Origin of the sequence: Actibacterium atlanticum (genome assembly GCF_000671395.1) — a bacterium.
GTDB lineage: Bacteria > Pseudomonadota > Alphaproteobacteria > Rhodobacterales > Rhodobacteraceae > Actibacterium_D > Actibacterium_D atlanticum.
The window spans coordinates 236,740-249,304 of sequence record NZ_AQQY01000005.1 but is presented as its reverse complement, the minus strand read 5'-3'; the positions used below and the strand labels follow the sequence as shown (position 1 = coordinate 249,304).

The following is a 12,565-nucleotide window of genomic DNA, read 5'->3' as shown; positions in this document are numbered from 1 at the left end:
AACAGAAAACCGCCCCTGCGAACAACGCCTGCAGGGGCGGTTCAACCCTTTCATCAAGGTTCAGAGCGTCAAAGGCTTTCGAACCAGTCCAGCACCATATCCGACCAGCCTGCCGGGATCACATGCCCGCCCGGGAACAGCGCAAATTCCAACGAAGATCCGGGCACGCAGCGATCCCACCCGCGAATCCAATAGGCGCCCTCGGTCTTCATCCGGTCGGCCTTTGCATGGATGCAATCATTGCTTTGGCGCCAAATATCCATGGCATGAAAAACATCTCCTTGGGCGAAAGCACCGATATCGTTGATGTCCTCGCCCCGGATCACCCGCCCTTCCAGCGGCACCGTGCCGTCATTCCATCCGTGCGTGTGAAACAAACGCACATCACCCTCGCATGTGGTGGGGTGCGGACGCCAGAAGCTGCCGCCAACGGGGGCATAGGCGTGGAAAGCATCAGGGGTCTGGCACGCCACATAGCTGGCCATAGAGCCACCAATCGAAAAGCCCGACAGCAAGATATCCTCTTGTGTGATGCCAAACCGCTCGATCACGTCATCCTTGACGGTGTGGATAAAGGCCACCTCATCGCGCCGTTGATACCGCTGGGGATGGAACGACCAGTTCCCGCCGTTGCGTCCCTCCATGGTCAGGCCATTGGGTGCGACCAACATATAACCGCGCTCTAATATGGCATTGATCATGCCCGAGTTGCGCAACACACCCGCAGCGCTGCTGCCATAGCCATGGATGAACATCACTGCGCCCTTTGGTGGCCCATCAGGAAGCGCGACAAGGTACTCGCCGCCCTCAACCGGGCAGGCGCTGTCAGGGCCGCAGGCGGACGCGCCGGTCGCGAAAAGCGCGACACCCGCCAGGGTCATCGCGGCTAGAGTCGTCTTGGTCTGGGTCATGGTTGATCCATCATCCTTGCTGAAACTCGAATGTCACGGGAAGCCCGCGGGCAAGCCAGCCCGGACCCGCGCGGGACCCAAGCATGCCTTCGGGGATATCAATGATGTTGCGCAGACCCTGCGCCTCCATCTGGGCCACCACTCTGCGTGACCGGACGCCACGTGCGCAAATCATTGCGACGGGGGTATCGGGTCGGGCGATGATTTGGGCCCGCACCGCTTGGGCGAAGTCTTCGCGCCGCATGTCCACCGCAACGGCGCCTTGCGCCACGCCGGTCGCAGCCCATTCATCGGGCCGGCGAATATCGACCAAAATCAGGGCGTTCCCCGCAACGGCATTCAGCGCCTGAGGCGGGGTCATCTGAACCAGCGCCTCGGGCGGGCGCGTCCAGTAATAGCCAGCCGCCCCAGCCGAAACCAGGGCGGCACCGCCAACAAGAAATCCACGCCGTTTCACGGGTTACTTCACCGGCGCCGGAGAGGTGAACTTGGGCACCTGAATGTCCGAAGCCGCATCGGGTTCGATGCCGACCCAGTTGTTTTCCGCCAAAGACAGATTGCCTGGGATGTCTTCTTCCCAGAAGCCAACAACCTGCTTGGTGATGTTCAGATACAGCTTGTCATCAACGATCCGCCACAGGTGCGGATTGCCCGGCACTTTGCCGCCACGCGACACGCCATAAGCACAGTGCCCATCATACTGGGGGGCGTATTTTTCAGGCGATGCAACGAACTTTTCCAAATTCTCCGGGGACGAGAACGCAAACTTGGCCCCGTTGTACTCTGCCGTCAAATCAGCTTTCCCGGGGATCGCTTCGGGCTGAGACTGACCAATTTCGGACTGTTCCAGAGAGAAATAGGCCACAACGTCATAACCCGACGCGGCGTATCCGGTTTGGTCCAGATACTGCGGCCCGGCGAATGCTGCACCGGACGTCAATGTGAAGGCGGCTGCCAGAGCGAGATGTTTCAACGTGACTGGTCCTTTTTGTTGAGAGGATGGCGAAAGCCTAGCCCAAGGGCCTGATACAAAACAGGCCGACACTGTTCACAACTACTGACGGAATCGTAAGCGGCTGATCACAAAACCAAGAGGTATGTTAAGCGCAGATAAATTTTCAAACCTGCCCCAAGGCGCAGGCTAAGGCCCAAGGTAAATGATGCCGCTTGTCAGTGCCCATTTTCGCGACCGGGGCGATCAGCGGACTAGACCAAAATCCTATTCTGCTCCCCTTGGATTAAGGTCATAGTCTGCGCATGAAAAAAGGTCTTTTCGTTGTTTCCGTCTTAGCTTTGGCGATGTCCGCGGTTTTGTTTCTGCGTCCAGATCCCTGGACCGTTGCCAAAGACTATGCCCGCCAAAACGCGGCAGAACTGATTGCGCTTGTTCCTAAGAATGACCTGATTGGCGTTCGGGTAGCCGAGCATGGCGCCTTGCTTCAACTGGCACTTTGGGATGCATCGGGGACGGTGCTCTATCCCTTGCCAGACAGCTTCAGCCCGCTGAAAAACGAGCTTGATCAGTATGATCTGAACGATGTGCGCGCGGTCTTGACCGAGGCCGATGAAACGATCTGGACCCCGTTTGATCGCGAAGGACGGCAGGTGCTCTATTGCCAACGCGCGCCTGCGGCCTGCCTGATTTATGACCGCGCAGAGCTTGCGGCGCTGCTTGGCTTCGCAAATCTGGACACGCAAAGCGCGCGCATCAGGCATGGGGCGGCGGTTGCGCTGGCCATGACTTCGGCTGCGCTGGCCGGTCTGGCCCTGTGGCGACAACGACAACAGAAGCCTGTTTCTGCAGGGTTTGAATTGCTCCCTGAACAATTCAGTGCCCGCCGGGACGGCCGGGAGATTCAGCTAACCAAACGAGATACCAAGCTATTGGTTTTGCTTCAGGCCCGCGCGGGCACTGTGGTGACCCGTGATGAACTTTATGATGAAGGCTGGGGGCGCGAATTCATGCCGAATTCACGCGCATTGGATCAGCATATCATTAACCTGCGCCGCAAGTTGGACCCGAACAAGGACCACCCCGAGCTGATCGAAACTGTGCGCGGGATCGGCTATCGCTTTGTCGGGTAGTTTTTGCGAATTTTTTGCAGAGATTTGGCGAGAATCTCACACAATCCCGGTCTGTTGATGCCCTGTTCGTCGTCGTAGCGACGAAGGAGGCAAAGCGTGACCCAGGTTGGACGCATTACAGAAATCTGCAGGTATCCCATCAAATCCATGGCCGGAGAAACGCTTGAGAGCGCTGACCTGACCAGCGCAGGCATTTGCGGGGATCGGGCATTGGCCATGCTGGACGCCGAAACGGGCAAGGTGGCCAGTGCCAAAAACGTGCGGGACTTTCCCGATCTCATGGCCTGTCACGCGGCGTTTGAAACACCGCCGATACCGGGCCAGCCGCTGCCGAATGTGGAAATCACTTTGGCCAATGGTCAGGCGCTCGACAGCAAAGCAGCAGACGCCGACCAGAGCCTGTCAGATTTCTTCGGGCGCGAAGTTCGGCTGATTGGTGATGCCCCTGATGACTTCATGGTGGACCAGTATCACCCTGACCTGCCTGACCTAAATCCAGCGGGCAATCGCGACATTGTCGTACCCCAACCCCTTGGCGCCAGTCTGTTTCGCGCGCTTGGCCAACAGGCCCCGCTGGGCCCTGAATCGTTGCAGGATTTGTTCCCGCTTTCGGTGATGACAACGTCAACCGTGAACGCGTTGCTTGATCGGGCGCCTTCGATGGACTTTTCCACTGCTCGGTTTCGCATGAATGTCATCGTCGAAACAACGGATGCGGGCCCGGTTGAAAACGGGTGGTGCGGACAGGCAGGCGCGCTGGGAGAGACCATAATCCATTTTGCCATGCCTGACCCGCGCTGTGTCATGGTGACCCGTCCCACCGGGGGCCTGAGCGAAGACACCGGCGTTCTTCGTTCGATCACTGCCGCAAACCGATTGGAAATCCCTGGGATTGGGGCCTACCCCTGTGCTGGCGTCTATGCCGTGATTGCGCAGGGTGGGCCGATCAGGCTGGGCGATACGCTGGCTCTGCAGGGCTGAGATATGGCACTTAGAATTCTTGCTTGGCTCCTCGCGCAATCCCTTCTTCTGGTCGTTGCCGCGCAAGCCGCGCTGGCCAAAGAGCCGCTTTCTCCGGATCAGATCGCGACCTATCTGCCGGTGGGGTATTCCGTGGGGGAATTGCTGTCTGATGATGGTGTCTACAGCTTGATCTCCTATACGGGATCTCAGGCTGGCTATGTGTTCGAAACTGGCCCGATCGCGCCATTATCCGGGTTCGCCGGTGCACCGATTGAGATGTTGGTGATGGTCGACAATGACGCGCGGTTCATCGACGTACAATTGATCGACCATTTCGAGCCGATGTTTGTCGCGGGGCTTGGAAATGCCCGGTTTCAGGCATTTCTGGACCAATACGCCGGGCAAGCAATCACCGAACCCTTTGTCGTGGGAAACCCCTTTGGCAGCGCCAAAGATCAACAGGCTTCGGCGCTGACCTACCTTGATGGGGTAACCACCGCGACGGCCAGCGTGCGGATCGCGAATGAAACGCTCCTGACGGCGGTTAAAAAGGTCGCCAAAGAACGGATGCAGGGCCTTTCGGCTGGCCCCCCTGCCCAGCCCGACCCTTTGGTTCAAGAAAGCCTGAGTTGGGACGATTTGGTGCGCCAGGGCATTGCCGCGCGCACGATCATCACCAACGCCGAGGTCGAAGAGGCCTTTGCAGGAACGATTTTCGCCGGGCAGGACCCAGAGGCTCTGGCCAACCCGCAAGCGCCCTATCTTGATTTGTGGATCGTAGACATTGGGCCACCTTCGGTGGCACGCGCGGCCCTGTCACAAGACACCTTGGCAGAGCTGGAAAGTTTCCATGATATCTATCCCAACGACGAGCCGATCCTGCTGATCGAAACGGCGCGCCATGGCCTTGTGACCGAGGACTTTATCCGCAACACGGTTCCGTCCCTTATTTCCGCCAAACAGGGCGGTTTTCCTTTCGCGCTACGGGATTCCGACCTGTTGCTGGAACTGGCCGATGACGCGCCTCAGGACGGGATTGCCATGGTTTTACGCACCGACAGGCGTTCGGGGTTCAACCCGATAGAACCTTGGGAAATTTCGCTGCAGGCAAAGCGGGAAAAAGGGGTTGTCCAGCCCAAGATCGGGACCATTTCCCTGACCACAACCTATGCCGCGCCGGCCCGGTTTTTCGTCACCCCCAAGCCGCCGCGCGTCGTGCCCCCGTGGGTCAGTGCGATAGAACAAAGATGGGTGGATATGGTCGTGTTGGCGGCTGTGTTGTTTGGTGTGTTTTTGCTGTTGCTAAGGCGCATGGAATGGCTTGCCGGATTGGCGATCTATACACCCGTTAGGCTGGTTTTTTTGGCCTGCATGATCGGGTTTGTTGGGTGGTATGGGCAGGGACAATTGTCAATTGTCACCCCTTTGGGGGCGCTGCGATCTGTGGCGGCCGGGCAGAACCTTGGGTTTCTGCTCTATGACCCGTTTTCGATCCTGATTTGGGGGGTCGTGATCTTTGGGTTTGTTGTCTGGGGGCGCGGACTGTTTTGCGGCTGGCTCTGCCCCTTTGGCGCGATGCAGGAATTCATGCATCACCTTGGTCGTTGGCTGCGCCTGCCACGTATTGAGCCGTCCCCGATTTGGGACACCCGCCTGAAGTGGCTGAAGTACGGGGTCTTGGCAGGACTGGTGATGGTGACGCTGCTTGTGCCCAGCGCAATGGACAAGGCAGCCGAGGTAGAACCCTTTAAAACGGCGATCTCAACCTACTTTAAGCGCGAGTGGTATTACGTCGCCTATAGTGCGTTCTGGCTGATCGCGGCGACGATGCTGTTCAAGGGGTTCTGTCGGTACGTCTGTCCGTTGGGGGCGCTGATGGCAATTGGCGGTTTGTTGCGCCGCCGGGAGTGGATCGCGCGGCGTTCCGAATGTGGAAGCCCGTGTCAGCTTTGCAAGGTCAAGTGCAACTACGGTGCGATCACAAAAACCGGGCGCATCCGATACGACGAATGCTTTGAATGCCTAGATTGCGTGACGATCTACAACGATAAGACCCAGTGCGTGCCGCTTATCCTCAAGTCGAAAAAGGAGCGTTTGTCATGAGGCGCCGTCATTGCGCCTGCTAACACCTCAACCTTTGGGGCGGCGGGAAGGCCGGGCCAAAGCGAGGCCCGGCAGATGGGCTTACCAGCTGTTATAAGACAGGTATTTTCCAGACATCTCGACTTTGACCCGGTCCCCCTTGGGGTTGGGGACGCGCGTGACCGTCATGTCAAAGTCAATCGCCGACATGATACCATTGCCGAATTTTTCTTCGATCAACGCCTTCAGAGTCGGGCCATAGACGCCAACAATTTCGTAGAAACGATAGATGCAGGGGTCGGTGGGGACAGATTGTTCCCAGACCTTGGTGGGCGGCTCTTCCAGCACGCTGGCGGCTTCCTGCGGCAGGGCCATGGCTGTGACCAATGCAGCGGCTTTATCGGCGGGAAAGGCGTTCATGCCCATGCAGGCTGAGTGCGTCCAGACCGGTGACATGTCGATCTTTTCAGCGATCTCCTCCCACGTCAGACCGGCCTGCTTCTTAGCTGACAGGATCATCATGGTGACGTCCTCTTTCGTCATCATCACGGGTACCTCAAAGCTGTCTTTCATCATCTACTCCTTTATGAATTCAGGGTCACAGACCAAGCTCGGTCAGGCCGGGGTGGTCATCGGGGCGCCGCCCTTGCGGCCACAGAAACAAGCGATCTGCTTCGGCGATGGGCACATCATTGATGGACGCATGGCGCACATCCATGTGGCCGGTCTCGGCGAACTCCCAGTTTTCGTTGCCATAGGCGCGATACCACTGGCCGTTTTCGTCATGGTATTCATAGCAAAACCGCACCGCGATCCGGTTTTCAGAATGCGCCCATATTTCTTTGATTAGGCGATAACCGGTTTCGGTGGCCCATTTGCGGGACAGAAATTCCTGCACTTCGGACCGGCCTTTAGGGAATTCAGACCGGTTGCGCCATCGGGTGTTTGGCGTATAGGCCAGCGCAACTTTTTCCGGGTCGCGGCTGTTCCATGCATCTTCGGCCATGCGCACTTTCTGCACGGCTTCGTCGTAGGTGAATGGAGGCACCGGCGGACGGTTTGCTTCTGTCGTCATGTCTATTACTCGTTCACCGCGCGCAAGGGCGCGGCAGGGTCTTCAGGAGCCTTTTCAGGCGGTTCAGTTTTGTCGATTGAAACGGCGGTGGGGCGTTGATCCGCCCCGCCCGAGGGTTGCCCGGCCAGTTCCTTGGAGCGCTGCCCAAGGAACTGCACCAAATGGTTGCGGATGGCGTAATAGTTCGGGTGATCGACGATTTCGGTCCGGTTACGCGGGCGCGGAATGGTGATCTCCACCGATTCCGCCACGCGTGCCAAAGGCCCGTTGGTCATCAACAGGATACGGTCGGCCAGCAGGATCGCCTCGTCGATGTCATGGGTGATCATGAACACTGTCTGTTCGGTCCCGCCCCAGATTTTCAGCAGTTCGTCCTGAATGGTGCCCCGTGTCAGAGCGTCAAGCGCGCCAAAGGGTTCGTCCAATAACAAGAGCTTGGGGTGGTTGGCAAAGGCCCGCGCGATGGAAACCCGCTGGCGCATGCCGCCCGAAAGCTGGCTGGGTTTGCGATGCACCACATCGCCCTCCAGCCCAACCATCGCAAGATATTCTCGGGCGTGCTCTTCGACCTTGGCTTTTGACCAGTCCGGGAAACGCGCCCGCACCCCGAAAGTTACGTTTTTCAGCGTCGAGAGCCAGGGCAGCAGCGAGTAGTTTTGAAACACCACACCGCGATCCAGTGAGGGGCCCGAGACCTCAAACCCGTCCATTTTCACGACACCCGAGGTCGGCTCGGCCAACCCGGCAAGGATGTTCATGATGGTGGATTTGCCGCAGCCCGAGTGGCCAAGGATGCAGACAAACTCGCCCTTTTCAATGCCGAAGGTGGCATCTTCGAACACGGTCAGTTCGCCGCCTTGACCGTCCGGGAATTTCTGCGTCAGACGCTCGATGGAGAGAAATGGTTTCGACATTGGTCGCTCCTTATTCCGCGTAGGCCACGGCGCGTTGCAGGATGCCGAAAGCCGCGTCCAGCAACATGCCCACGACACCGATCATCAAGATCGAGAAGATCACCGAGGTCAGGTCCAGATTGTTCCACTCGTTCCAGACGTAGTAGCCAATGCCAGTGCCCCCAACGAGCATCTCGGCCGCGACAATCACCAGCCATGCGATGCCGATGGAAATGCGCATCCCGGTGATGATGGTGGGTGCGGCGGCGGGCAGGATCACGGTGAATGCGGTTTTGATCGGGCTCAGCTCGTGGGTGCGGGCCACGTTGACCCAGTCTTGGCGCACGCCCGCGACGCCAAAGGCGGTGTTGATCAGCATCGGCCAGATGGAGCAGATGAAGATCACGAAGATCGCGCTGGCCTCGGAATCCTGGATGATGAACAGGGCCAGCGGCATCCACGCCAGCGGCGAAATGGGGCGCAACACCTGAATGAACGGATTGAAGGCCTTATAGGCGACCTGGCTCATGCCAATCAGGAACCCCAGCGGGATCGCCACCATGGCGGCAAGGAAATAGCCGGTCAAAACGCGATAGATCGAGTATCCGATCTGGATCCCGATCCCTTTGTCGTTCGGGCCTGCATCATAAAACGGGTTGCTTAACTGCTCCCACGCTTTGGCAAGCACCTGACTGGGCGGCGGCACACCGGCTTTGGGTGCGCCTCCCCCTGTCAGTCGTTCGTATTCTGTCAGCTCTTCGGCGGCCTTTTGTGCCGGGATGGCGGCCTCCCATATCAGGAGGCCCACCACCAGCATAATGATCGACAAAAGCGCTGCCTTGTGATTCACAGACAGAGTCTTCGTCATGGATCAGCCTTTCCCGATAGCAAAGCTGGAAACGTAGGCTTCGGGCTCGGCCGGGTCGAAGGTTTTGCCCATGATCGTGTGCGACTTGTAGGTAATGTCCGGGGCTTCATAGCCCAGATCATTCATCACCTTCTTACAGTCGGCGGCCAGATAGACCTCTTCGGCGACTTTCGAGTAGTCGACATCGCCTTCGATATAGCCCCAGCGTTTCATCTGGGTCAGGATCCACACGCCCATCGAGTGCCACGGGAATGGATCAAAGTCGATCCGGTCAGGCACTTGTTTCACCTCGCCCAGACCATCGGCATAGGTGCCGGTCAGCACCTGCTCGATCACCGGAACCGGCTGGTTCAGATAGTTGGTCGGGGCAATCGCCGCCGAGATTTCCTTGCGGTTTTCGGCCTTCGACGCGAATTGGGTGGCGTCGATGATCGACTTGAGCAACGCGCCATAGGTGTTGGGCAGCTCTTGCGCGAAAGACAGCGGCGCGGCAAAGGCGCAGCACGGGTGGCCTTCCCAGATGTCTTTAGTCAGCGTGTGCAGGAAGCCGATGCCTTCCCAAACGGCACGCTGGTTGAACGGGTCGGGCGACAGATAGCCATCAAGGTTACCGGCGCGCAGGTTGGCGACCATCTCGGGGGGCGGCACAACGCGGATCTGGATATCAACATCCGGGTCCAGACCGAATTCAGCCACGTAGTAACGCAGCAGGAAGTTGTGCATCGAGTATTCGAACGGCACACCAAAGGTGAAGCCTTTCCACTGTTTCGGGTCACGCTTGTCGAGGTGTTCGTTGGACAGAACAATCGCCTGGCCGTTGATGTTTTCAACGGCGGGCATGATGTAGGGCGTGGCGACCGAACCCGCGCCCAGCGACATCGCCAACGGCATTGGGGTCAGCATGTGGCTGGCGTCGTATTCGCCCGACAGCGACTTGTCGCGCGCAACGGCCCAGCCTGCGGTTTTGATCACCTGAGCGTTCAGGCCATAGCGTTCATAAAAGCCCATCGGCTGTGCCATGATGATCGGCGTCGCACAGGTGATCGGCACGAAACCGATGTTCAGATCGGTTTTTTCAGGCGCGCCCAGATCGTCCAGAATGGCGGCCTTGGCCTTGTCCATCGGAAAGACCGAGGCCAGAGCGGCGGCCATGGTGCCCCCGCCCATCATCCCCATGAACGAACGGCGGCTGATGTCGTTTTGACCAAAGACAGACCGCACTACCGCGCTTTCAATCGCACGGTCCAGCATGTCTTCGGAAGACATCTGTGTGGCTTCGATATGGTCTTTGTCGTGGCCGTGGCCCGACAGGCAGGTGTCGCAACCGCAGTCTGCACCATGGCGCAGATCGGTCTTTGCCGAGAATGGATTTCCAAGACTCTTGATCGTCATTTTCGTCCCCTATGTTGTGGCTTGCCTCATGTTGACACCGCCACGGGGATTAAAAAAACCCACTGCTTACTTTTTGATCAGCCCAATTATATCTTTATTATCAATATGTTGAATTGAAACCTCACGTGCAATAATTATGATTATTCATAATTTATGAAATTTCACAACACCATAAGGCAATAGCTCGTTAACGTTTGCACCATGACACCCGAAACTCTGCTTCCCGATTCCCTGCTGCATGCCCTGCCCGAAGCGGCAGTGGTTTTGGACACATCTGTTGATCAGATTTTGGCCTGGAATCCACCCGCCGCTGAACTGCTGGGCGCACAGGCCAGCTCAACGCCGATCCACTTCTCTCAGTTTGTCCGCAATGATTTGCCCAATTTCGTTGTTTTCGCCAGCGAGGTAGATCACCGCGGCGAAGGCTGGACACGTGACATCCGCCTGACCAAGCGCGACGGTACGCCATTGAAATGCGAAATTCGGGCCCGGCAAATCGCGGGTCACCAGAACTGCCTGCTTTTGCTGATAAGTGACTTGCGCGATCTGGAAAAAAGGGCCGAGATCACCGCAGCAGCAGAAATCTTTCGCGCCGGACTGGCAGATTGGAAGCGCACCGAAGCCTTTTTTGCCGAACTGGAGCGCCAGAACCAGTTGATCCTAAACGCCGCGGGCGAAGGCATCTATGGCGTAAACGCCGAAGGCAAAACCACCTTCGTCAATCGCGCTGCCCAAGAGATGCTGGGATGGACCTCCGAGGATCTCTTGGGGCATGACATTCATTCGAAAATTCACCACCAGCGTCTGAACGGTGAAAAGTATCACTCTCATGATTGCCCGATCTATCGGTCGTTCAGGTTTGAACAGGTGCATCGGATCGAAGACGAGGTGTTCTGGCGCAAGGATGGGAAACCCATTCAGGTAGAATATGTTTCGACCCCGATTTACGATCAGCAGGTGCTGGCTGGCGCGGTGGTCATTTTTCGCGACATCACAGAACGCAAAGAAGGAGAGCGCAAGCTGCGCGAGGCCATGGATGAAGTGGCCGAATTGCGGGATCGTTTGGAGCAGGAGAACGCCTATCTGCAAGAGGCCATTACCAGCGAACGCGCCCACCATGACATCATTGGCAACAGCCTGCCCACACGGCAGTTATTGACCAAGATTGATCTTGTCGGCCCGACAGACGCAACGGTGCTGATATCGGGCGAAGCGGGCACCGGCAAAGCCCTGATCGCAACGGCCATCCACAAGGCTAGCGCCCGCAGCCAGCGCCCTTTGATCCACTTCAACTGCGGCTCGGTCGCGCCCGACGCGCTGGAAGCCGAATTGTTTGGCCAGGTACGGGGCGGCTATCAGAACGCGTTGCGCGACAAGCCCGGAAAGCTGGAGCTTGCCCATGGGGGCACCCTGTTTCTGGACGATATCGAAGAATTGCCGCTGGAGGTACAGGGCCGCCTGCTTGATGCTTTGCGCAGCCGCACGGTCACGCGCCTTGGCGACACCCGCGCCCGAGACATTGACCTGCGCGTGATCGCCGCCACCTCTAAAGATCTGGAGCGCGCTGTTGCGGCAGCCCGATTAAGAGAGGACCTGTACCTTACCCTGAACGTATTCCCGATTACCTGCCATCCCCTGCGTTCCCGCAAAGAGGATATCCCCGAGCTTACGCTGCACCTTCTGGCCATGGCCTGCAAACGGCTCAATCGGCCGCTGCCGATCGTGACCGAAGGGGTGATCCAACGCTTGTCATCCTATGACTGGCCCGGAAACGTACGCGAACTGGGCAATGTGATCGAGCGCGGCATCATTGTTTCAAATGGTGGCAAACTGATCGTCGAGCTTGGCGATGGCAAGACACCAGAGCAAACCGGCATCAGCCACGCGAAAACCGAACACGAAATGCAGGCCGAAATACGCGCCAACTTACTGAACTGCTTGAAGGAAGCCGATGGCAAAGTTGCCGGACCAGGCGGGGCGGCGCAACTTCTGGGCGTCCCCGCGCCCACCTTTTACTCCAGATTGAAGCGCTATGGCTTGTCCAAGACGGAATTCAGCCCCTAAGCGGAACATGCTTTGCCGAACATGTGCCTCGTCCTTTGCTTCCAGAATTACCAAGCAAAGCGTCTACAAATCTACGGGCACCTCAGTGTGATCAGCCAGTCAGCGCCTCCAAACGGTCGACTTGGTAGACTGGAAGTTCGCTCGTCAATCCCGTCCTTGATTGACAAGGTCGTTGTTTACCCCAAGGAGGCTAGACAAGATCTTGTGAGAGATATTGAACTCACCGCTCCCA

The 12,565-nt window shown here is 57.8% G+C and carries 12 protein-coding genes; 4 read left to right on the top strand and 8 right to left on the bottom strand.

Going from position 1 to position 12,565, the window contains the following annotated elements:
* Positions 1 to 68 precede the first annotated feature (68 nt).
* Genes ATO10_RS09870 through ATO10_RS09860 form a run of 3 tightly spaced genes read right to left on the bottom strand, consistent with a single transcriptional unit; the run spans position 69 to position 1,884 of the window.
* A complete protein-coding gene (locus tag ATO10_RS09870) occupies positions 69 to 911 on the bottom strand; it encodes a CE1 family esterase (protein WP_035250967.1) in 843 nt (280 codons plus the stop codon).
* A 10-nt stretch (positions 912 to 921) separates the two neighbouring features.
* Complete coding sequence (locus tag ATO10_RS09865) at positions 922 to 1,368, bottom strand: rhodanese-like domain-containing protein (protein ID WP_035250965.1); 447 nt, start codon at positions 1,366 to 1,368, stop codon at positions 922 to 924.
* A 3-nt stretch (positions 1,369 to 1,371) separates the two neighbouring features.
* Positions 1,372 to 1,884: a YHS domain-containing (seleno)protein gene (locus tag ATO10_RS09860; protein WP_035250963.1), complete on the bottom strand. Its 513-nt coding sequence runs from the start codon at positions 1,882 to 1,884 to the stop codon at positions 1,372 to 1,374.
* Positions 1,885 to 2,168: 284 nt separating this feature from the next.
* Here ATO10_RS09860 and ATO10_RS15980 point away from each other — a divergent pair, with 284 nt between their 5' ends.
* From ATO10_RS15980 to ATO10_RS09845, 3 genes are all read left to right on the top strand, one after another.
* A complete protein-coding gene (locus ATO10_RS15980; protein ID WP_051598067.1) occupies positions 2,169 to 2,996 on the top strand; it encodes a winged helix-turn-helix domain-containing protein in 828 nt (275 codons plus the stop codon).
* Positions 2,997 to 3,092: 96 nt separating this feature from the next.
* On the top strand, positions 3,093 to 3,977 hold the full coding sequence (locus tag ATO10_RS09850) for an MOSC domain-containing protein (protein ID WP_035250961.1): 885 nt from the start codon (positions 3,093 to 3,095) through the stop codon (positions 3,975 to 3,977).
* A gap of 3 nt (positions 3,978 to 3,980) precedes the next feature.
* Complete coding sequence (locus tag ATO10_RS09845) at positions 3,981 to 6,062, top strand: 4Fe-4S binding protein (protein WP_035250958.1); 2,082 nt, start codon at positions 3,981 to 3,983, stop codon at positions 6,060 to 6,062.
* Between the two features lie 81 nt (positions 6,063 to 6,143).
* Here ATO10_RS09845 and cynS read toward each other — a convergent pair whose 3' ends face one another.
* Genes cynS through ATO10_RS09820 form a run of 5 tightly spaced genes read right to left on the bottom strand, consistent with a single transcriptional unit; the run spans position 6,144 to position 10,269 of the window.
* Complete coding sequence (gene cynS, locus ATO10_RS09840; RefSeq protein ID WP_035250956.1) at positions 6,144 to 6,614, bottom strand: cyanase; 471 nt, start codon at positions 6,612 to 6,614, stop codon at positions 6,144 to 6,146.
* Between the two features lie 25 nt (positions 6,615 to 6,639).
* A complete protein-coding gene (locus ATO10_RS09835) occupies positions 6,640 to 7,116 on the bottom strand; it encodes a nuclear transport factor 2 family protein (protein WP_035250954.1) in 477 nt (158 codons plus the stop codon).
* 5 nt (positions 7,117 to 7,121) lie between these two features.
* Positions 7,122 to 8,030 (bottom strand): ABC transporter ATP-binding protein, encoded by a 909-nt coding sequence (locus tag ATO10_RS09830; RefSeq protein ID WP_035250952.1) that lies wholly within the window; start codon positions 8,028 to 8,030, stop codon positions 7,122 to 7,124.
* A 10-nt stretch (positions 8,031 to 8,040) separates the two neighbouring features.
* Positions 8,041 to 8,877 (bottom strand): nitrate ABC transporter permease, encoded by an 837-nt coding sequence (ntrB, locus tag ATO10_RS09825; protein ID WP_035250950.1) that lies wholly within the window; start codon positions 8,875 to 8,877, stop codon positions 8,041 to 8,043.
* A gap of 3 nt (positions 8,878 to 8,880) precedes the next feature.
* Positions 8,881 to 10,269 (bottom strand): CmpA/NrtA family ABC transporter substrate-binding protein, encoded by a 1,389-nt coding sequence (locus tag ATO10_RS09820; protein ID WP_035250948.1) that lies wholly within the window; start codon positions 10,267 to 10,269, stop codon positions 8,881 to 8,883.
* Positions 10,270 to 10,470: 201 nt separating this feature from the next.
* Here ATO10_RS09820 and ATO10_RS09815 point away from each other — a divergent pair, with 201 nt between their 5' ends.
* The gene (locus tag ATO10_RS09815) at positions 10,471 to 12,333 is read left to right on the top strand and encodes a sigma 54-interacting transcriptional regulator (protein ID WP_035250947.1); all 1,863 of its coding nucleotides are present in this window, start codon (positions 10,471 to 10,473) and stop codon (positions 12,331 to 12,333) included.
* The last annotated feature ends 232 nt before the right edge of the window (positions 12,334 to 12,565 follow it).

Coding starts and splice junctions, on each gene's coding strand:
- ATO10_RS09870 (WP_035250967.1), bottom strand. CDS start 911: ATGACCCAGACCAAGACGACTCTAGCCGCGATGACCCTGGCGGGTGTC.
- ATO10_RS15980 (WP_051598067.1), top strand. CDS start 2,169: ATGAAAAAAGGTCTTTTCGTTGTTTCCGTCTTAGCTTTGGCGATGTCC.
- ATO10_RS09845 (WP_035250958.1), top strand. CDS start 3,981: ATGGCACTTAGAATTCTTGCTTGGCTCCTCGCGCAATCCCTTCTTCTG.
- cynS (WP_035250956.1), bottom strand. CDS start 6,614: ATGAAAGACAGCTTTGAGGTACCCGTGATGATGACGAAAGAGGACGTC.
- ATO10_RS09835 (WP_035250954.1), bottom strand. CDS start 7,116: ATGACGACAGAAGCAAACCGTCCGCCGGTGCCTCCATTCACCTACGAC.
- ATO10_RS09830 (WP_035250952.1), bottom strand. CDS start 8,030: ATGTCGAAACCATTTCTCTCCATCGAGCGTCTGACGCAGAAATTCCCG.
- ntrB (WP_035250950.1), bottom strand. CDS start 8,877: ATGACGAAGACTCTGTCTGTGAATCACAAGGCAGCGCTTTTGTCGATC.
- ATO10_RS09820 (WP_035250948.1), bottom strand. CDS start 10,269: ATGACGATCAAGAGTCTTGGAAATCCATTCTCGGCAAAGACCGATCTG.
- ATO10_RS09815 (WP_035250947.1), top strand. CDS start 10,471: ATGACACCCGAAACTCTGCTTCCCGATTCCCTGCTGCATGCCCTGCCC.